The following is a 21,463-nucleotide window of genomic DNA, read 5'->3' as shown; positions in this document are numbered from 1 at the left end:
CTTTATTTTTCCTCGCCGGCATGAACAATCAGCCAGCAGTTATGAATTTGACGATTACGGGCGAAATCCTGAGACAGGGTTTGGCTGGTGATCTCTTTCGCACTCAAACCGAGCTTGCTCAAACCTTCGCTATCCATTTGGAAGCCACGTTTGTTGTTGGAGAACATGATGGTACCGTTGCGACGCAAAATGCGCTTTAAATCTTTCATCAAAGACAAGTGGTCACGCTGTACATCAAAACTTTCTGCCATACGTTTTGAGTTAGAGAACGTTGGTGGATCGATAAAAATCACATCGAATTGTTCATCGGCCATCCCTAACCAAGACAAACAATCAGCTTGAATCAGACGATGCTGACGTCCAGTTAAGCCATTAGCGCGCAGGTTTCGTTCTGCCCACTCAAGGTAAGTTCTTGACATATCTACCGTTGTAGTACTACGTGCACCGCCCAGCCCAGCATGTACGCTGGCGGTTCCGGTATAAGCAAACAGGTTAAGGAAATCTTTTCCGTTGCTCATTTCCCCCAGCATGCGACGTGCAATACGGTGATCGAGGAACAAACCGGTATCCAGATAGTCGGTTAAGTTGACCCACAATTTGGCATTAAATTCATCAACCATGAGGAATTCGCCTTTTTGTGCCAGCTTCTCATACTGGCTGGTCCCTTTCTGGCGCTCACGGGTTTTCAAAACTAACTGATTAGAAGAGATATCTAGCACTGACAAGGTGGCATTGATCACATCAAACAAACGCTGACGCGCTTTCTGTGCATCGACCGTTTTTGGCGGCGCATATTCTTGCACCACAACTTTGCTGCCGTAACGATCAACCGCTACGTTATATTCTGGTAGATCAGCATCATAGAGTCGATAGCATTCGATCCCCTGCTGTTTAGCCCACTTTTCCAACTTCTTGACGTTTTTACGCAGGCGGTTAGCAAAGTCTTCAGCAATTTGCACTCCAGCCGCACCGGTAGGATTTTCAGCTAACTGGTAATTTTTCTGCACGCACTCCAGCGGGCCATTTTTCGCTTTAAACTGGCGATCGGCACGCAGCTGCAAGCAACTGAGCAGTTCTGGTGAAGCGCTGAACAACGACAGCTGCCAACCACCAAACTGGGTTTTGGCAATGCGGCCAAGTAAATTGTGCAAGGCAATCAGTGCAGGTTCGCTTTCCAAACGCTCACCGTAAGGCGGGTTACTCAATATGGTTCCCACCGGCCCTTGCGGTAATGGGTTAGTCAGCTTGCCGACTTCGCTGGCATTGAAGGTGATCAACTCAGCGACACCTGCGCGACGGGCGTTAGAACGTGCCATATCAATAACGCGGCGATCGATATCTGAGCCAAAGAAGCGAGAAGTGGTATCTTGCACCGCGCGACGGGTACGAACCTGCGCTTCAGTCGTTAATTCGCGCCATAGCTCAGCATTAAAGCCTTCCCAGGCGGTAAAGCCCCAATGCAACCGTTGCAGACCCGGCGCACGATCGGCGGCGATCATTGCTGCTTCAATCAGCAAGGTACCCGAACCACACATCGGATCAACCATCGGTGTCCCCGCCTGCCAGCCAGAACGCATGACAATTGCCGCTGCCAGGTTCTCTTTCAACGGAGCTTGTCCAGCCAGGTCTCGATAACCACGTTGATGCAGACCTTCGCCGCTTAAATCCAAAGCGATACTTGCGGTATCACGCTGCAGAAAAACGTTCACGCGAATATCCGGCTGTTGCTTAGCAACATTAGGACGCTCATCCATTTTGCGAGTAAAGCTGTCAACGATGCCGTCTTTGACTCTCAATGCGCCGTACTGACTGTTACGGATCTCATCATTAAGGCCGCTAAAATGTACAGCAAAGGTTTTGTCGACGCTAAAAATAGACGGCCAGTCAATCGCCATCACGCCGAGGTACAAGTCAAGATCGCTGTGAACCTTAAATTCATTCAACGGCAGCAGAATACGTGATGCCAAACGGCTCCACAGCAAACTGGTATACAGCAGGCGATCGTCTCCCTGAAAATGCACCCCTCCCTGCACAACTTTGCAAGCCTGTGCACCCAGCGTTTCCAGTTCGCTTTTTAATAGTTCTTCCAATCCACGCGCCGTGCTGGCAAACAGAGAGTTCATATCGAGATATCACCAAAAAGAAAATAGTTGCGCATTATAGCTAATCCCACTCACTTGTCATAAAGTCTCTGGGAATTCGTCGAATTAAGATTAAAAAAAACAAGGAACGTAAACCTTGATCACCCTATCTAAATTATTCGTTCACCCCGTTAAATCAATGCGCGGCCTGCAAATTTCTCATGCACAAGTGATGCCAAGCGGTCTGGCCTTCGATAGATTGTTTATGCTCACCGATCCGCAGGGAACCTTTATTACTGCTCGCCAATACCCGCAGCTAGTCAAATTTACGCCCGCATTGTTACCGGATGGTATTTTGATCACCAGCCCTGAAGGGGATTACGCTCAGATTCGCTTTAGCGATTTTTCTCAAGAGGGACAGCCGACTGAAGTATGGGGTAATCATTTTACCGCGCTGGTGGCACCCGATCACATCAATCGCTGGCTGAGCGAACATCTACAGCGTGAAGTCCAATTACGCTGGGTCGGAGATAGACCGACGCGACGAGTCAAGAAACAGACAGATGTGCCGCTGTCCTTTGCCGATGGCTATCCCTATTTATTAATTAATGAAGCATCGCTGTTTGATTTAAAACAGCGATGCCCAGGCAGTGTCAAACTGCAACAATTCCGACCAAATCTGGTGGTAACCGGTGCTCAGGCTTATGCCGAAGATACGTGGAAAAGAATACGCGTCGGCGATGTGGAGTTCGAACTTGTCAAACCTTGCAGCCGCTGTGTGTTAACTACCGTCAGTGTAGAAAAAGGCCGGAAACATCCGGATGGTGAACCACTAAAAACGCTGCAAGGCTACCGAACGACAGATGCTGGCGCCATCGATTTCGGCCAAAATTTACTCGCTCTCAACAGCGGTGTTATTCGCGTTGGCGATAATGTTGAGGTGCTAGAAACCCAACCGGCCCAGCAATATGGGGCAGGTGAACAAGTTGCGAGTCTTGATGTCCCACAACATAGCCTACAATCAGTTGAGATCGATTATAGAGGCACGGTGTTTAGCGGCAATAATCAGCAAATTTTGTTGGAACAGCTAGAGCAGCAAGGGCTGCGTATTCCTTACTCATGCCGGGCAGGCATTTGTGGTAGCTGTAAAATGGTATTAGAACAGGGACAAGTTTCAGCGTTAAAAGCCACGTCGATAGGCGGTGACGGTAAAATCCTCTCTTGCAGCTGCATTCCTATGACGGATCTAGTGTTAAGTTAGATGTGCAGGCAGAGAGAATACTTAGTTGAGGCGGCGAAATAGCGCCGCCCCAGTATAGGCAAACTTATGGATAAATCCCTTTAAAGCTCGTTTTCTTACGTCCTTCACTCATTAGCGTTTCCAAGGCCTCAACGCAGGCCAAATAATGTGGCGTTTTTTTATGTGCCGCCACCGCGGCTTCATCCTCATAAGCTTCATAAATAAAGAATTTTGTCGGAATATTGCTATCTTGCAGCACGTCAAAGCGCAAATTACCCGGTTCTTTAATTGCTCCTAAATGATTAGCATGAAACACCGTAAGGAATTCATCAACTTTGTCAGCTTTAACGTTAATCTCGACCAGAGTCACTTCCATTTCCCTCTCCTTATTGAGCTTTTTGTTAAATAGAACCTACCTTATAAACCATATGAAATATGACGCCATTCGCCGCTGAAAACAGGAAAAATTGCAACGCTAATCACAGTTTTTTCAATTCAAGCACCGGCTAAGCACGCTGTTTTTTTATTTACCCAGTAATCCTTCTCGATTTGCCATGCACATCACAGTCCACAACCTGTTGTTAACAACAAATTGTTCTACATTTTCATCATGGATTGACCATTGTTCACAAATCAGAGAGAGCGACAATTTATGAGCGAACAACACACACGCCATGGCTCTTATCTGATGGCACTCGATGCGGGTACTGGAAGTATTCGCGCCGTTATCTTCAATTTGGAAGGCGAGCAAGTCGCTGTCGGCCAGAGTGAATGGTTGCATTTGGCCGTACCCGATGTACCCGGCTCAATGGAATTTGATCTGGCTACGAATTGGCAACTGGCCTGTCAATGTATCCGCCAGGCGCTGCAAAATGCACGACTCCCAGCATCCGCAATTCGTGCTGTTGCGGCCAGTTCAATGCGTGAAGGCATCGTGCTATATAACAAAGCGGGTAAGCCTATCTGGGCCTGCGCCAATGTTGATGCTCGTGCCAGTCGAGAAGTCGCAGAACTCAAAGAAATCCACAATGAACGATTCGAACGTGAAGTGTATGAGTGTTCCGGCCAAACGCTCGCTCTGAGCGCAATGCCCCGCTTGTTATGGTTGGCACATCACCGACCAGAAATCTATCGGCAAGCGGCAACCGTCACCATGATCAGCGACTGGCTTGGCTATATGTTAAGCGGTGAATTAGCAGTAGACCCTTCTAATGCCGGTACCACGGGCATGCTCAGCCTCTCCACTCGCGGCTGGCGACCGGAACTTCTCGATATGGCCGGCCTACGGGCTGATATTCTCTCTCCGGTAGCAGAAACCGGCACCCGGCTCGGTTATGTCTGCACAGCCGCAGCACAGGCCTGCGGTTTACAGGCGGGCACGCCGGTAGGCATGGGCGGGGGCGATGTTCAACTTGGTACGCTCGGCCTCGGTGTGGTACGCACAGGACAAACGGCGGTGCTCGGTGGTACTTTCTGGCAACAAGTCGTCAACCTGCCACGGCCTGTGACTGACCCGGAAATGAATATACGCATTAATCCGCATGTGATCCCTGGGATGGCTCAAGCAGAATCGATCAGTTTTTTTACTGGCCTGACCATGCGCTGGTTCCGTGACGCATTTTGTAGCGAAGAGAAGCTGCTATCACAGCGTCTGGGAGTCGATACTTATTCGCTGCTTGAAGATATGGCTGCTCGTGTTCCTGTCGGCTCATGGGGCGTGATACCAATATTCTCCGACGCAATGCATTTTAAAACCTGGTATCACGCGGCACCGTCATTCATCAATTTGTCTATCGACCCTGAACGCTGCAATAAACAAACCCTGTTCCGGGCGTTGGAAGAAAATGCAGCCATTGTTTCAGCCTGCAATCTGGACTTGATCGCAGCCTTCTCTGGCGTTCGCGCACAATCACTGGTATTCGCCGGTGGCGGCTCAAAAGGTAAGTTATGGTGTCAGATACTCAGCGATGTGACAGGCGTTCCGGTAAAAGTTCCTGTTGTTAAGGAAGCCACTGCGCTTGGGTGTGCTATCGCTGCAGGCGTAGCTGCTGGCATCTACCCGACTCTGGCTGAAACAGGGGAAGCGCTGGTACGCTGGGAGAGAGAATATCAGCCTGACGAAACCAATCACCTTCTCTATTTGCAGCAGAAAAGCAAATGGCAGGCCATTTACGCTGACCAATTAGGCCTGGTAGATAAACAACTAACAACATCAATGTGGAAAGCGCCGGGTCTCTAGACGTATTACTTGAACATATTGCTCTAAGGCCGTGGTTCCGGCTAATCAGCCAGGTAAATTACACCGCTCGATCATAGAAATCATTTTCAGCTATAGCTGGTGCAGGCATTAATCGGTCATGCATAATCTTGATGGCATCACCTAACACCATCGCTCTCCCTGCTAGCGTTAAACGTTCCTGTGCTAGCAGACACAAGCTGGCATGATCGCCTGATTCAACCACCAGCACTAACGCGGGTTGCCCGTTTTCCATCAGATTAACCAGCGCGACTTCACCATTATCTGGCTGAAAAGGGTTTGGCTGCTGCATAAAGTGCCAGCTTTTTGGCATCAGAGGTTTTAAGAAGCGGAAGGCTACCAAAGCATTGAGTACTAACTCAGCACGTTGCTCACCTGAGAGTTTTATTTTTTTGCATTTCTCTTCAAAATCAAAGTAAAGGGCTGCATCATCAACACAGAAACAACATTCAGAAAATGCGTCTGGCGTCAGCATTTTTGCGGCAAAGCGAGAACGAAAAATCATACCATTGGCCAAATCCAACATGAGCCGGTCGTGTTCAGTATCAAAATACCAACGCCAATTATCATCTGGTTTGATTTTCATTAATGCTTTCCTATTTGCCACTAAAACGATTTTTAATGAATGCACCCTTTCGAAAAATACTAAGACTATTTACCACCGAGTTAAATCAGACAACTCTATGTACGAAAATAATGTTGAAACTTTGCTCAGTGGATGAAATATAGACGAGCCAGAAGTATAAATAAACCCCTGGCAAGTCTTTAGGCTAAAAATATTAGATATGAGTAACAATATCTTTAATCAAACGTGGCCCCTGATAGATAAAGCCGGAATAAATTTGAATTAATGTCGCACCTGCTGCCATCTTTTCACGGGCGGCAGTCAAAGAATCAATCCCGCCTACGCCAATAATAGGCAATTGGCCTTTAAGCTCTTCTGACAGCATACGAATAATTTCAGTACTCTTCATCTGTACTGGACGGCCGCTTAACCCGCCCGCTTGCTCACAATAGTCCAGTCCTTGAATTAAACTGCGATCCAAGGTGGTATTAGTGGCAATAACGCCATCCATATTATGGCGAACTAAACTGTCCGCTATTTGGATCAATTCTTCGCGAGAAAGATCCGGCGCGATCTTTACCGCTACCGGTACATATTTATGGTGACGTTGTTGTAATTCGAGTTGCTTACTTTTGATCGCTGAAAGCAAATCATCCAGCGCTTCACCATACTGTAATGTCCGCAGTCCAGGAGTATTTGGTGAGGAAATATTAATCGCGATATAACCTGCATAAGGATAAACCTTTTCCATACAGATTAAATAATCGTCTTTTCCATTCTCAACCGGCGTGTCTTTATTCTTGCCAATATTAATCCCAAGGATCCCGCCAAAATGTGATTTCTTAACATTATTGACTAAATTATCAACGCCGTGGTTATTAAACCCCATCCGGTTAATGATCCCTTCGGCAGGAACAACGCGGAATAGTCGCGGTTTGTCATTGCCATCCTGAGCACGTGGCGTGACCGTTCCAACCTCAACGAAACCAAATCCCATCGCACCAAAGGCATCGATACATTCACCATTTTTATCCAGACCTGCGGCCAGCCCCAATGGGTTCTTAAATGACAGGCCCATACAACTGACAGGTTTAGTCGGTAACGACTGGCGGATTAAAAACTCGAAAGGCGTACCAGAAATGCGGCCAAGTTGGCGGAAAGTTAATTCATGCGCCCGCTCGGCATCGAGTTGGAAGAGTGCTTTTTTAACGAAAGGATAAAACATGGATGCTCCTACGGGTCCCGGGGTTAGTCGGGGCGGTATTATCGGCTAACCTTGCGTGAATTGGAAACGATTCACCATAAATATCAGATTTTCACGCAATCGATACCGTCTTTTAACCTGACTGCTACGAAAGCTCAGCATCTCGCAGCAATCCCGCATCAATACTGCTTATCAGTTTTTACACTTTTCAAATTCACAATTGAGATTTCCCGTCCTTAGGCGATGCCTGTTAGTTTTATCTTACTTGTCTAATATGAATTTTTTTTATAATTGTAATAAGGGGTGATTATGCGCGTTATATCTCTGGCTGGCAGCCCACGCCAACCTTCCCGTTCTACTGCACTATTAGAGGTAGGTGAACGCTGGTTAACCGCACGCGGCGTTGAAGTGATCTCCTACCGTCTACAAGATTTTGCGGCTGAAGATTTACTCTTTGCCAATTTCGCCAGCCCCCAACTCAAACAGTTGATTGCCCAGTTAGAAAGCGCAGATGGCCTGATTATTTCAACGCCTGTCTATAAAGCCTCTTTTTCTGGCGCATTAAAAACCCTATTGGACTTGCTGCCTGAGCGTTCACTGGAACATAAAGTCGTATTGCCGCTGGCAACCGCCGGCTCTATCGGCCACATGCTAGCTATCGACTATGCGCTTAAGCCAGTACTGACCTCATTAAAAGCGCAAGAAGTTTTACAGGGTGTATTTGCTGACGACACCTTGGTTAGTGACTACCAAACTTTCCCGCCAAACCTGCAACCGACATTAGAAGAACGATTGCTCGAATCTTTGGACAACTTTTATGTGGCATTAAGCCGCAAACCGCTTATTGCAGCCCGTCAGAGACAAACCGCCAGCGTATAAGATTGATTAACAGGAGTGATCAGCATGATCTCATTGAAGTCATTAACCCAGATTGGCACTAAATCTTTACCGCTTCTGGCACTAATTGGTGGTTTATTCACCGCAAATATTGGCTATTCACAAGAAAAGGATCCGGCGCAATTACGTATTGCTTATCAAAAAGGATCGCTTGGATTGGTCATCGCCAAATCTAACCAATTGCTGGAAAAACGTTTTCCAGATACCAAAATCAGTTGGGTTGAATTTCCTGCTGGTCCACAAATTCTTGAAGCGCTAAATGTTGGCAGTATTGATCTTGGTGCAACCGGTGATACTCCCCCGCTGTTTGCCCAAGCGGCAGGTGCTAATTTGCTGTATATCGGCGATGAACCGCCGAAACCAAAAGCCGAAGTTATTCTGGTACATGCAGATAGCCCAATTAAAACAGTCGCTGACCTTAAAGGCCATAAAGTCGCTCTGCAAAAAGGGTCTAGTTCGCATAACCTGTTGCTGCGTGCCTTGCAGCAAGCGGGGCTGAAATTTAGCGATATTAAACCGGTCTATCTCACGCCAGCCGATGCCCGTGCGGCTTTTCAGCAACATGATGTTGATGCCTGGACCATTTGGGATCCTTACTACTCGGCAGCACAACTACAAGGTGGCGTTAGAGTGTTAAAAGATGGCACCACGCTCAGCGAGGTAGGTTCCTTCTATTTGGCACCCAAACCTTATACCGAAGCCCACCCACAATTTATTACTCAAGTTTTGGCGGTATTAAGCCAAGCCAACGCGCTGATTAAAACCGACAGAGCTCACAGCATTAGCGTGCTCGCCCAATCGATGGGCATCCCTGAGAAAGTCGTGGCGGAGTATATCGATCACCAGCCTGACGATTTACAAATTCGCCCCGTTGACGAGCGTACGCAAAAAGCACAACAGCATACCGCCGACCTGTTCTATGAGAATCACCTACTGCCTAAGCGCGTAGATATCTCAGATCGTATCTGGCACGCACCAACACAAACCAACTGATTGAATGGCGTTATTCGCTATGCGAATAACGCCATCGAGGAATAACGTCATGAGTCTCAATGTATTTTGGTTTTTACCTACTCACGGTGATGGTCGTTATTTGGGGACCGATGAAGGTGCTCGCGTCGTCGATCACGGCTATCTACAACAAATCGCTCAAGCAGTTGATAGACTTGGGTTTGGTGGTGTACTGATCCCGACTGGGCGCTCATGTGAGGATTCCTGGCTGGTAGCTGCGTCGCTTATCCCCGTCACACAACGGCTTAAATTCCTGGTAGCGCTGCGTCCGGGGATTATTTCTCCGACCTTGGCAGCACGTCAGGCCGCTACCTTAGATCGTCTATCAAACGGGCGTGCGCTATTTAATCTGGTAGCAGGTGGCGATCCGGCTGAGCTTGAAGCAGAAGGATTATTCCTCAGTCATGAAGAGCGTTATGAAGCGGCGGCTGAGTTCTCCCATATATGGCGGCGCGTGCTGGAAGGAGAAACGGTAGATTATGTCGGCAAACATATGCAGGTGAAAGGTGCGAAATTAATGCACCCAGCCATACAAACGCCGCGCCCTCCCCTCTATTTTGGCGGTTCATCTGAACCCGCACAGGAATTAGCGGCAGAACAAGTTGAGCTTTATCTCACTTGGGGCGAACCGCTGGAACAGGTGAAGCAAAAAATTGCCGAGGTACGAGCAAAAGCTGCAGCGCACGGCCGCACAGTACGTTTTGGTATTCGCCTACACGTGATTGTTCGTGAAACCAATGAAGAAGCCTGGCAAGCGGCAGAACGTCTGATTGCGAATCTAGACGATGACACCATTGCCAAAGCCCAGGCTGCGTTTGCACGTACAGATTCGGTAGGACAACATCGTATGGCGGCGTTACACGGGGGCAAGCGCGATAAATTGGAAATCGCCCCAAATCTTTGGGCAGGCGTTGGCCTGGTTCGAGGCGGTGCGGGTACCGCGCTGGTTGGCGATGGCCCAACCGTTGCCGCCAGAATGCAAGAATATGCCGATTTAGGCATTGATACCTTTATCTTCTCTGGCTATCCACATCTGGAAGAGGCCTATCGCGTTGGTGAATTGCTGTTCCCACATTTGGATCTGGCTACTAACAATAATGACACGTCAACGCATCGAACTATCAAGCCGCATGGCGAGTTAGTTGCTCATAACTTTGCGCCGCAAAATGGGGCAAAAAACCATGAGCGACAAAGCAATACCTTAGAAAGTCATGTTTTACAAAACAATGTGTCACAAAGCTGAGCACCTCACTATGAATAAATCTCTCGAACGTTCTCTACATCGTCTTGCGCCCTGGGTGGTTCCCGTGGTGCTGATCGGCGGTTGGCAATTGGCGGTCATGGCGGGCTGGCTTTCTAACCGTATTTTGCCTGCTCCCAGCGCTGTCGTTGAAGCTTTTTGGTCGCTAGCAAAAAGCGGTGACCTGTGGCAAAACCTGAAAATTAGTACTTTCAGGGCGCTGACCGGGTTTGCTATCGGCGGCAGCATCGGCTTAGTGCTCGGTTTTATTACTGGCTTGTCAAAATGGGGCGAACGTCTGCTCGACAGTTCGCTACAAATGCTACGTAACATTCCACATCTGGCGTTAATTCCACTGGTGATTCTGTGGTTTGGTATTGATGAATCAGCCAAGATTTTCTTAGTCGCATTAGGCACCTTATTCCCTATCTATCTCAATACTTATCACGGCATTCGTAATATCGATCGCGGATTGTTAGAAATGTCTCGCAGCTACGGTTTGTCTGGATTCCCACTGTTTATTCAGGTGGTTTTGCCGGGAGCACTGCCGTCGATTATGGTTGGCGTGCGTTTTGCTCTCGGTTTTATGTGGCTGACGCTGATTGTTGCCGAAACAATATCGGCTAACTCCGGCATCGGTTATCTGGCAATGAACGCCCGTGAATTCCTACAAACAGATGTGGTGGTAGTGGCGATTGTGCTCTACGCCATTCTGGGCAAAGTGGCCGACTTGTTTGCCCGCTGGCTGGAAAGTATTTGGCTACGCTGGCATCCCACCTATCAGACCAAACAGGGAGAAACCGCATGAGTACGCCAACCCGAATTCCACAAGGCACGCCGGTCACGCTGGAAAATATCAGTAAAAAATACGCCGGTCGTACCGTGTTAAATGATATCAATTTGCGCATCGTTCCCGGCCAATTTGTGGCGGTGGTCGGTCGCAGCGGTTGCGGTAAAAGTACGCTGTTACGTTTACTTGCCGGATTAGAAAAAAGCAGCGCAGGTGAACTACTTAGCGGCAGTGCGCCCCTCAGTCAGGTCAGTGAAGACACCCGATTAATGTTTCAGGACGCACGTTTATTACCGTGGAAGAAAGTGATCGATAACGTTGGGCTCGGCTTGAAAGGCCAATGGCGAGAAGCTGCGCAAGCGGCGTTAGAAGAAGTTGGCTTAGCCGATCGCGCTAATGAGTGGCCATCGGCACTTTCCGGTGGACAAAAACAGCGCGTTGCACTGGCCCGTGCATTGATTCACCGCCCGCGTCTGCTGCTACTCGATGAGCCTCTTGGTGCGTTAGATGCATTAACCCGTATTGAGATGCAAAGACTGATCGAGCGTTTATGGCAGCAACACGGCTTTACCGTGCTGTTGGTCACCCATGATGTCAGCGAAGCGGTTAGCGTTGCCGATCGGGTTATATTAATTGAAGACGGACAGGTAGGAATGGATCTGCTGGTTGACCTGCCGCGCCCACGCCGCAAAGGTTCGGTAAAATTGGCAGAGTTGGAAGCTGAAGTTTTAGAGCGTGTCATGACGCCACAAAGCGCTACGGCCGAGCCATTGCAACGCGCTGTACTGAATTAATCTTATTTTCTTGCCATAAAAAAGGGCGATGTTTCCATCGCCCTCAAACTGCTGACAAAGTCCGTTATTAGGGAAAGTAAACCGTTGGGGTCGTAGCGAGCTTGCTCGCCGGAGCGCCCCTAGGATTACTAAGCCCGTGTATCTCGGTATACCAGACAACTTTGTCATCAAACTCAGGGCAATGCTTCCATCGCCCTTCACTTTTCCTAAAGACTTTACTTAAGCATCCAGCGCCTTGGTGATCTTCTCGAACAAATCGCCTGACAAGTTTGGCAACGCTTTCAATTGTTCCAATGCACTGCGCATCAACGCCTGACGGTTTTTGTCATAACGTTTCAGACGAATCAATGGCTCAATCATACGCGCAGCAACCTGCGGGTTACGGGTGTTCAAATCGGTCAGCATTTCCACCAAGAACTGATAACCACTGCCGTCTTCAGCGTGGAATGCTGATGGGTTCGCCTGTGCAAATGCACCAACCAGGGAACGAACGCGGTTAGGGTTACCCATGCTAAATGAGCGGTGGGTCAGCAATGAACGTACTTTTTTGACCACATCGGCAGCCGGGCTGGTGGACTGTAGGATGAACCATTTATCCATCACCAACCCATCCTGATACCAGCGCTCATCATAAGCGGCCATCAAGGCTTCACGGCATGGCAATTCTGCTGCGACCGCCGCAGACATCGCCGCCAGTGAATCGGTCATGTTATCAGCTTGCTCAAACTGCGCCTGAACAATCTTATCGGCAAGTTCTGCATCACCAAATGCCAAATAGGACAAACAGATGTTACGCAGCGAACGCTTACCAATATCACCATGCTCAACGCGATAAGCCGGCAGACGATTAGCGTTGTATACCGCCAGGAATTCGTCGGCCATTTCCTTCGCCAAACAACGAGTAATAGCTTCATGCACTGCGCTTATCGCCTGCGGGTCGATGATATCGAACAGTTCAGCGATTTCATTTTCTGAAGGCAGCGTCAAGATCTGTGCAGCCAGCGCGGGTTCGATCGTTTCATCCAGTAATACTGCGCGGAACGCATCGGCGACATGCAGCGGCAGAGACAACGGCTGTTTCTGCTGGTGGCGCGCAACGTTTAGCTTGATATAAATAGCCAGCAGGCTTTGTGCAGCATCCCAACGAGAGAAATCATTGCGAGCATGTTTCATCAGGAACGTTAGCTGATGATCGCCGTATTTGTAGTCTAATTTTACTGGCGCAGAGAACTCACGTAATAAAGAAGGGATCGGTTGATAAGCCACATCTTCGAAAACGAAGACCTGCTCCGCTTGCGTCACATTCAGTATGTTATTAACAATTTGACCATTTTGTTTCAGTGCAATCACATTGCCTTGCGGATCATAAAGCTCAATATCCAAAGGAATATGTAATGGCAGTTTTTCTGGTTGGTCTGGCGTCGCTGGAGTTTTCTGGCTTACCGTCAACGTATATTGCTGCTTCTCGACATCGTAATCATCACGCACGGTCAGAATCGGTGTACCAGACTGGCTATACCAGCGGCGGAACAGCGACAAATCAACGTTAGAGGCATCTTCCATTGCTTGTACGAAATCGTCGCAGGTTGCGGCACTTCCGTCATGGCGTTCGAAATAGAGTTGGATACCTGCCTGGAACTGCGTTTCACCCAGTAAGGTGTGCAGCATACGGATAACTTCAGACCCCTTCTCATACACGGTTAGCGTGTAGAAGTTGTTCATCTCGATCACTTTATCCGGACGAATCGGGTGTGCCATCGGGCTGGCATCTTCGGAGAACTGTGCACCACGCATTACGCGCACGTTGTCGATACGATTATAGGAACGCGAACCCAAATCAGAGCTAAATTCCTGATCGCGGAAAACAGTCAGCCCTTCTTTCAAACTCAGTTGGAACCAATCGCGGCAGGTAACGCGGTTACCCGTCCAGTTATGGAAATATTCGTGGCCGATCACCGCTTCAATACCGAGGTAATCTTTGTCGGTAGCCGTTTCCGCTTTGGCTAATACATATTTGGAGTTAAAGACGTTAAGGCCTTTATTCTCCATCGCGCCCATATTAAAGAAATCAACCGCAACGATCATGAAGATATCCAGATCGTACTCGAGATTAAAGCGAGTTTCATCCCACTTCATCGACTGTTTCAAGGACTCCATTGCCCAGTCAGCACGGTCCAGATTACCACGGTCAACAAAGAGTTCTAAGGCAACATCACGGCCAGAACGAGTAGTAAATTTGTCGCGCAGCACATCGAAATCACCGGCAACCAGTGCAAACAAGTAACAAGGTTTCGGGAATGGATCTTGCCACTTAATCCAGTGGCGTCCGCCTTCGAGCTCGCCTTGTTCAATACGGTTACCGTTAGAGAGCAGATAAGGATAACGGGCTTTATCAGCCACAATGCGAGTAGAGAAACGCGCCAGCACATCTGGGCGATCCAGATAATAAGTAATATGGCGGAAACCTTCGGCTTCACACTGGGTGCATAATGCTTCACCTGACAAATACAGGCCTTCCAATGCGGTATTTTTAGCAGGGTGAATTTCATTAACGATGGTCAGTTCAAACGCATCAGGCAAATTGTTGATAACCAGGCTACCGTCGTTGAGCTGATAATCGGTCCAGGATTGGCCATTTACGCTAACGCTTTTCAAGGTAATGTCGTTACCACCATCAAGCACCAAAGCGGTATTTTCTGCGGCCAAACGTTTAATTGTGCTGGTAGCCGTGACCAACGTAGTGTCTGCATCTAGTTCAAAATCGAGGCTGATATCGGTGATGGTATAGTCCGGGGCACGATAATCGTGACGGTACTTTACTTGCGGCAGCTGAGTCATAAAAAGCCTTTTGGTTTTTTCATTGGATTATGCACAAGACGTCTCTTCCAGGATGGCGGCGACTACCCTCTTCAACCTTCCAAGAAAAGCCTGAAATCAGGCGCGTTGCTTTGTTAAATTTTAACACAGGCATCAAAAATTCCCAGAAAGTTACCGGATTCCCCAAGCGTTAGCCGACCTTTTGTGCATAACGGGCATCAAGGGTAAGTTTTGAAGCGTCGTTGCCTGAATGTTGGCGCAACGTTAGACCTTTTTGCTCGGTGTTAACGGGCCATTACGCTGCTAAAAATAACTTTTTTTTAACTTTTAAATGCCCTTTAACCTAACAAAAATATCGATATCTATAAGCAAACTCAGTGAGAAAACATTGTTAAACGATGAAGCATCTCATACTAAGTAAAGTCTCATAATACATTGTATTTTATTACATTAATGTCAAAGCCAAACAGTTAATCTGCTCTCGCTTTGTTATTAAATGATGGCGAAACAGAGCAATCTTAACCGTTTTACCAAGAGTCAATATGTGCGCCAAGGCACATTTAATCCTCGACCATTTAACGCGAATTATGGTGAGATTACTGTTCATTCGCTGGAGAATGCGGTTTATACTTCACAAACTTTGCCGTTTTATCCAGAACATGATGTTAACCATAACTCAATGTTTCTGACGAGGATGCTGTAAACGCGCTATGACTTCATACGCTTCCCCGATTTTGACTTCGCTGTTAGATACCGACGCCTATAAGTTGCATATGCAACAAGCGGTCTATCATCGATACCACAACATCAGTGTCGTGGCCGAATTCCGTTGCCGCGGCGATGAGCTGCTTGGCGAGTATGTCGATGAAATCCGCCAACAGATCGAGATGATGAGTGCCTTAGCTCTGACTGACGAGGAATTCAGCTACCTGTCCGGTTTGCCTTTCTTTAGCCAAGACTATCTGCAATGGCTCAAAAACTACCGGTATAATCCAGAAACTGTTGAAGTAAGCAACCGTCACGGTCATCTGCATGTCCGCATTTCCGGCCCTTGGCGAGAAGTGATCATGTGGGAGGTGCCTTTACTGGCGGTGATCAGTGAAGTGGTGCATCGCCATCGCTCCCCTGACATCAGCCCACAAATGGCGGTTGATCAGCTGCGTAAAAATCTGGCGCAGTTCAAGCTTCACGCCGCCGATGTCGACCTCTCGCGTTTTCGCCTGATGGATTTCGGTACGCGTCGTCGCTTCTCCGCACAAGTTCAAGAAGCGATTGTCAGCACATTAAAAGCTGAATTCCCTTACTTAGTCGGTACCAGCAATTACGATTTGGCGCATAAACTGCAACTAACACCAGTTGGAACCCAGGCTCACGAATGGTTCCAAGCGCATCAGCAAATCAGCCCAGTATTAGCCAATAGCCAACGAGCAGCATTGCGAGCCTGGTTAGATGAATACCCGGATCAACTGGGCATTGCCCTAACAGATTGCATCACGATGGATGCTTTCTTACGTGATTTTGGCCCTAATTTTGCCCATGCCTATCAAGGGTTGCGCCACGACTCAGGTGACCCGTTTGAATGGGGCGAAAAAGCTATTGCGCATTATCAGAAACTGGGTATTGATCCGCTGAGTAAAACATTGGTGTTCTCTGATAATCTGGATTTAGATAAAGCCCTTGAGCTATATCGCCATTTCTCTGAACGAGTGAATCTAGGTTTCGGTATCGGCACCAGGCTCACCTGTAATATCCCACAGGTTAAACCGCTTAATATCGTCATTAAGCTGGTGCAATGTAACGGTAAACCGGTAGCGAAACTTTCTGATAGCCCAGGAAAAACTATCTGTCAGGATAAAGCCTTCGTTAAAGCGTTACGCAAAGCTTTCGATTTACCTTTGGTGAAAAAAGCCTCCTGATAACCAGACGCCGGTTATAATAAAGACAACCGGCGTCGGTTTCCCTCTAGCGCCAGTCCCACTACTCTCTTCCTCTATTTATCTTCTTTATTACTTGTCGCTGTTTATCCTCTATCCATATGTTCTTTTTAATCGATTTTGGGCCGACAAATGTTACTTCCTGAGGCGATTTCTGCTTGTGTCCTGTAAAAGCCTAAGTAACATAGCAAAACCCTTTTAAATAGGGTGTACACATTTTTTCGACATCTAATTGCAATCAATATCTGATGAACAGATATTTAAGAGAGAGATCTATGAGCGTTGTGCCTGTAGTCGACGTACTGCAAGGCCGTGCTGCGGTTGACAGTGAAGTCACCGTGCGCGGTTGGGTACGTACCCGGAGAGATTCTAAAGCTGGTATCTCCTTCCTCGCCGTTTATGACGGCTCCTGCTTTAATCCGTTACAGGCCGTCGTAAATAATTCTCTGCCAAATTATGAAAACGACGTATTACGCCTGACGACCGGTTGTTCTTTAGAAGTTACCGGTACAGTTGTCGCCTCGCCTGGTGAAGGCCAGAGTTTTGAGTTGCAGGCAACAGCGGTAAAAGTCGTGGGTTGGGTTGATGATCCTGATACTTACCCGATGGCGGCCAAACGCCATAGCATCGAATATCTGCGCGAAGTCGCCCACTTACGCCCACGTACTAACTTGATTGGCGCGGTAGCACGTGTGCGTAACACCCTGTCTCAGGCAATTCACCGTTTCTATCATGAAAACGGTTATTTCTGGGTATCAACTCCGCTTATCACGGCTTCAGATACCGAAGGTGCTGGCGAAATGTTCCGCGTCTCGACGTTGGATTTACACAACTTGCCGCGTACCGATAAAGGCGAAGTAGATTTCAGCGAAGATTTCTTCGGTAAAGAAGCATTTCTGACCGTATCTGGCCAGTTGAATGGTGAGACTTACGCCTCTGCGTTGTCAAAAGTGTACACCTTTGGCCCAACTTTCCGTGCAGAAAACTCTAACACCAGCCGCCACTTGGCTGAGTTCTGGATGGTGGAGCCTGAAGTCGCCTTTGCTGACCTCAATGACATCGCCTCTTTAGCGGAACGTATGCTGAAGTATGTTTTCCAAGCGGTTCTCGATGAGCGTGCCGACGACATGGCCTTCTTTGCTGAAAGAGTAGACAAAGATTCCATTTCAAGATTGCAACGATTTGTAACATCAGATTTCGCGCAAGTTGACTATACCGATGCTGTTGAGATCCTTATTGCTTCCGGCCAGAAATTTGAAAATGACGTTTCTTGGGGCATTGACCTGTCTTCCGAACATGAACGTTATCTGGCTGAGAAACACTTCAAAGCACCGGTAGTAGTTAAGAACTATCCGAAAGACATTAAAGCATTCTATATGCGTATGAATGATGATGGAAAAACCGTTGCTGCGATGGACGTTTTAGCACCAGGAATTGGTGAAATCATCGGTGGTTCTCAGCGTGAAGAACGTCTGGAGGTGCTTGATGCGCGCCTTGAGGAGATGGGACTCAATAAAGAAGACTATTGGTGGTACCGCGATTTGCGTCGTTATGGCACCGTCCCTCATTCAGGATTTGGTTTAGGATTTGAACGATTAGTTGCCTATGTAACTGGTGTGCAAAACGTCCGTGACGTGATCCCTTTCCCAAGAACACCACGTAATGCAACTTTCTAATTAGTTAACGAATTTTAATTTAATTCGCGACGTAAAAAAATGAGGTCAGCTGAGCTGGCCTCATTTTTTTTTAGGATTGATCTAGGTCACAAAGTTCCGTAATTGAAATATTTAGAAATACATTTTTTCTAATTGTAACAATTTTACGATATTTGTAGCATTTTCAATATGGATAAACAACTACCCCAATGGAACACTGCGTTCAGACACAGGAGACACCAAACTCTCAACAATAGTTCCCTGAATTATTGTCGGCAGTGGCAAAGGTGTCCGAATTACACTAACGAGGGTAATAATAAATGATGAAGCGCAACATTCTTGCAGTGGTAATCCCAGCACTGTTGGCTGCTGGTGCAGCAAACGCAGCTGAAATTTATAACAAAGACGGCAACCAACTGGACCTGTACGGTAAGGTTGACGCACGTCACCAGTTCTCAAGCAATGATGGCCAAGACGGTGACAAAACTTACGTTCGTTTCGGCTTCAAAGGCCAAACCAAAATCAACGACGACATCACCGGTTACGGCCAGTGGGAATACAACGTTCAGGCTAACAATGCTGAATCTCAAGGTGATAAAGGTAATGCAACTCGTCTGGGCTTCGCCGGTCTGAAATTCGGCGACTGGGGTTCATTCGACTACGGTCGTAACTACGGTGTCTTGTACGACGTAGAATCTTACACTGACCAATTGCCAGTATTCGGTGACGATACTTTCTACGGCAACGACAACTACCTGGCTGGCCGTAGCAACGGTGTGGCAACTTATCGTAACAGCAACTTCTTCGGTTTGGTTAACGGCCTGAGCTTCGCGTTGCAATACGAAGGTAAAAACGACGGTAACAACGGCGAAGCTAAAGGCCGTGGTGTTGACTCACAAAACGGCGATACCTTCGGCGTATCTACCGCTTACGACTTGGGCATGGGCGTCAGCCTGACCGGTGCTTATGTAACAGGTAACCGTACTGCTCAGCAGAAAGTTGATGGCATTGGCGACAAAGTTCAAGCTTACAGCGTTGGTGCAAAATACGATGCCAACAACGTATACCTGGCAGCCATTTACGGTGATACCCGTAATATGACTACCTATGTCGATACTTCTAGCCTCACTCAATTTGCTAACAAAACTCAGAACATCGAATTGGTAGCACAATACCAGTTCGACTTCGGTCTGCGCCCATCCATTGCTTACCTGCAATCTAAAGGTAAGGACCTGAACTCTGTTGGCACATTTGCTGGCGGCGACGCTGACTTGGTTAAATACATCGAAGTGGGTACTTATTACTACTTCAACAAAAACATGTCTACCTATGTTGACTATAAAATCAACTTGCTGAAAAACAACGATTACACTACTTCTGCTAGTGTAAATACCGACAACGTTGTTGGCGTAGGCTTGCAATACCAGTTCTAATTTAACTTGCCAAGCCTGCGGGCGACTGACAAGTGATATCAACAGGCAGAGCAAAAGCTCTGCCTGTTTTTTTTAGCATTGATTCCGCCATTTCTTTAGCCATAGATCATCATATTTTTTAATGCTGAAGCCCTCTTCACAACTCTGCTTTCTTTTTACCGCAAACGGTTGGCAAAGCCCGCTTCTAGCGCTACCCTGATGACTTCTTTCTGCTAATCATTAGGTCATGGAAGCATTGCTATGTTTGAGAAAATCACTGCTGCACCTGCGGATCCAATCCTGGGTCTTGCCGATCTTTTTCGCGCTGACGATCGTCAGAACAAAATCAATCTGGGTATCGGCGTTTATAAAGATGAAACCGGTAAAACGCCGGTATTAACCAGCGTTAAAAAAGCCGAACAGTTTTTACTGGAAAACGAAACTACCAAGACTTATCTGAGCATTGATGGATTGGCAGACTTTGCTCGCTGCACACAAGAATTATTGTTTGGTGCAGATAATGCCCTGATTGCGGATAAACGTGCTCGCACCGCACAAACGCCTGGCGGCACCGGTGGCCTGCGCATTGCAGCTGATTTTATTGCCACACAAACTAGCGCCAAACGCGTGTGGGTCAGCAACCCAAGCTGGCCAAACCATAAAGGCGTGTTCGCCTCTGCTGGCTTGGAAGTGGTTGAATATAACTACTACGATGCCAACAACCACGCGCTGGATTTTGACGGCCTGTTGAAAAGCCTTAGTGAAGCAAAAGCGGGCGATGTGGTGTTATTCCACGGCTGCTGCCATAACCCAACCGGCATCGACCCAACCATTGAGCAATGGACACAATTGGCCGATCTTTCTGTGGCGAATGGCTGGTTACCGCTGTTTGACTTCGCTTACCAAGGATTTGCGAAAGGACTTGAGGAAGATGCTCAAGGTCTGCGCGTTTTCGCAGCTAAACATAAAGAATTACTGGTCGCCAGCTCTTATTCGAAGAACTTTGGCCTGTATAACGAACGCGTGGGTGCGTTTACTCTGGTTGCTGGCGATGCTGAAACCGCTGAGCGTGCATTCAGCCAGGTGAAGTCTGTTATTCGTACTAACTATTCCAACCCACCGGCACATGGTGCTGCTGTTGTGGCAACCATTCTTGGTAATGAAGCGCTGCGCGCTATCTGGGAACAAGAATTAAGCGATATGCGCCAACGCATTCATCGTATGCGCCAGCTGTTTGTGACGACTTTGCAAGAAAAAGGCGCGAAACAAGATTTCAGCTTCATCATCCAACAAAACGGCATGTTCTCTTTTAGCGGCTTGACCAAAGAACAAGTGTTACGTCTGCGTGATGAGTTTGCCGTTTATGCCGTAAATTCTGGCCGCATTAACGTAGCGGGAATTACTTTGGATAACATGGCACCACTTTGCGAGGCTATAGTCGCAGTGTTGTAGCGAGACCGCGCTAGATTCGGTTTTTAGTAAATAAAACGGCCACTTTAAAAGTGGCCGTTTTATTTGATTTAAGAAAGGGCATTTCTAAATCAACAAACTGTAGTTACTCTGGCA

At 47.7% G+C, this 21,463-nt stretch carries 15 protein-coding genes and 1 pseudogene; 11 read left to right on the top strand and 5 right to left on the bottom strand.

Going from position 1 to position 21,463, the window contains the following annotated elements:
* Positions 1-2 precede the first annotated feature (2 nt).
* On the bottom strand, positions 3-2,123 hold the full coding sequence (gene rlmKL / locus ACL9RG_RS05935) for a bifunctional 23S rRNA (guanine(2069)-N(7))-methyltransferase RlmK/23S rRNA (guanine(2445)-N(2))-methyltransferase RlmL (RefSeq protein WP_422791682.1): 2,121 nt from the start codon (positions 2,121-2,123) through the stop codon (positions 3-5).
* A 115-nt stretch (positions 2,124-2,238) separates the two neighbouring features.
* Between rlmKL and ACL9RG_RS05930 the strand changes: the two genes are divergently transcribed.
* Positions 2,239-3,342, top strand: coding sequence for a YcbX family protein (locus ACL9RG_RS05930; RefSeq protein WP_422791681.1), 1,104 nt, complete (start codon positions 2,239-2,241; stop codon positions 3,340-3,342).
* 64 nt (positions 3,343-3,406) lie between these two features.
* Here ACL9RG_RS05930 and lsrG read toward each other — a convergent pair whose 3' ends face one another.
* On the bottom strand, positions 3,407-3,697 hold the full coding sequence (gene lsrG / locus ACL9RG_RS05925; protein ID WP_422791680.1) for a (4S)-4-hydroxy-5-phosphonooxypentane-2,3-dione isomerase: 291 nt from the start codon (positions 3,695-3,697) through the stop codon (positions 3,407-3,409).
* Between the two features lie 276 nt (positions 3,698-3,973).
* Here lsrG and lsrK point away from each other — a divergent pair, with 276 nt between their 5' ends.
* Positions 3,974-5,560 (top strand): autoinducer-2 kinase, encoded by a 1,587-nt coding sequence (lsrK, locus tag ACL9RG_RS05920; RefSeq protein ID WP_422791679.1) that lies wholly within the window; start codon positions 3,974-3,976, stop codon positions 5,558-5,560.
* A 58-nt stretch (positions 5,561-5,618) separates the two neighbouring features.
* On the opposite strand, the gene ACL9RG_RS05915 is transcribed toward lsrK, so the two are convergent.
* On the bottom strand, positions 5,619-6,164 hold the full coding sequence (locus ACL9RG_RS05915) for a cell division protein ZapC (RefSeq protein ID WP_422791678.1): 546 nt from the start codon (positions 6,162-6,164) through the stop codon (positions 5,619-5,621).
* Positions 6,165-6,357: 193 nt separating this feature from the next.
* Positions 6,358-7,368 (bottom strand): quinone-dependent dihydroorotate dehydrogenase, encoded by a 1,011-nt coding sequence (gene pyrD / locus ACL9RG_RS05910; RefSeq protein WP_422791677.1) that lies wholly within the window; start codon positions 7,366-7,368, stop codon positions 6,358-6,360.
* Between the two features lie 288 nt (positions 7,369-7,656).
* Here pyrD and ssuE point away from each other — a divergent pair, with 288 nt between their 5' ends.
* The 5 genes and pseudogenes from ssuE to ssuB all read left to right on the top strand — a co-directional run bounded on the left by ssuE (position 7,657) and on the right by ssuB (position 12,079).
* Positions 7,657-8,226 (top strand): NADPH-dependent FMN reductase, encoded by a 570-nt coding sequence (ssuE, locus tag ACL9RG_RS05905; RefSeq protein WP_422791676.1) that lies wholly within the window; start codon positions 7,657-7,659, stop codon positions 8,224-8,226.
* 24 nt (positions 8,227-8,250) lie between these two features.
* A complete protein-coding gene (locus ACL9RG_RS05900) occupies positions 8,251-9,237 on the top strand; it encodes a sulfonate ABC transporter substrate-binding protein (protein ID WP_422791675.1) in 987 nt (328 codons plus the stop codon).
* Positions 9,238-9,286: 49 nt separating this feature from the next.
* Positions 9,287-10,420 (top strand): annotated as a pseudogene (ssuD, locus tag ACL9RG_RS05895) (FMNH2-dependent alkanesulfonate monooxygenase); the annotation flags it as partial.
* Positions 10,421-10,508: 88 nt separating this feature from the next.
* Positions 10,509-11,303 (top strand): aliphatic sulfonate ABC transporter permease SsuC, encoded by a 795-nt coding sequence (gene ssuC / locus ACL9RG_RS05890; protein ID WP_422791674.1) that lies wholly within the window; start codon positions 10,509-10,511, stop codon positions 11,301-11,303.
* Complete coding sequence (gene ssuB / locus ACL9RG_RS05885) at positions 11,300-12,079, top strand: aliphatic sulfonates ABC transporter ATP-binding protein (protein ID WP_422791673.1); 780 nt, start codon at positions 11,300-11,302, stop codon at positions 12,077-12,079. The genes ssuC and ssuB overlap by 4 nt, the downstream gene beginning before the upstream one ends.
* Before the next feature lie 219 nt (positions 12,080-12,298).
* On the opposite strand, the gene pepN is transcribed toward ssuB, so the two are convergent.
* Entirely contained in the window at positions 12,299-14,917 is a 2,619-nt protein-coding gene (pepN, locus tag ACL9RG_RS05880; RefSeq protein WP_422791672.1) for an aminopeptidase N, read from the bottom strand.
* 689 nt (positions 14,918-15,606) lie between these two features.
* On the opposite strand from pepN, the gene pncB reads away from it, so the two are divergent.
* From pncB to ACL9RG_RS05860, 4 genes are all read left to right on the top strand, one after another.
* Positions 15,607-16,812, top strand: a complete 1,206-nt coding sequence (gene pncB, locus ACL9RG_RS05875) for a nicotinate phosphoribosyltransferase (protein ID WP_422791671.1) — start codon at positions 15,607-15,609, stop codon at positions 16,810-16,812.
* Positions 16,813-17,105: 293 nt separating this feature from the next.
* Positions 17,106-18,506: an asparagine--tRNA ligase gene (asnS, locus tag ACL9RG_RS05870; protein WP_422791670.1), complete on the top strand. Its 1,401-nt coding sequence runs from the start codon at positions 17,106-17,108 to the stop codon at positions 18,504-18,506.
* 299 nt (positions 18,507-18,805) lie between these two features.
* A complete protein-coding gene (gene ompC, locus ACL9RG_RS05865) occupies positions 18,806-19,918 on the top strand; it encodes a porin OmpC (protein WP_422791669.1) in 1,113 nt (370 codons plus the stop codon).
* 240 nt (positions 19,919-20,158) lie between these two features.
* Positions 20,159-21,349 (top strand): amino acid aminotransferase, encoded by a 1,191-nt coding sequence (locus ACL9RG_RS05860; protein ID WP_422791668.1) that lies wholly within the window; start codon positions 20,159-20,161, stop codon positions 21,347-21,349.
* Positions 21,350-21,463 lie beyond the last annotated feature (114 nt).

The sequence above is a fragment of the Rouxiella sp. Mn2063 genome, from assembly GCF_049319665.1.
In the GTDB taxonomy this organism is placed as follows: Bacteria; Pseudomonadota; Gammaproteobacteria; order Enterobacterales; family Enterobacteriaceae; genus JBMOUD01.
The sequence above is the reverse complement of the archived record's forward strand: the minus strand, read 5'-3'. Positions and strand labels throughout refer to the sequence as shown.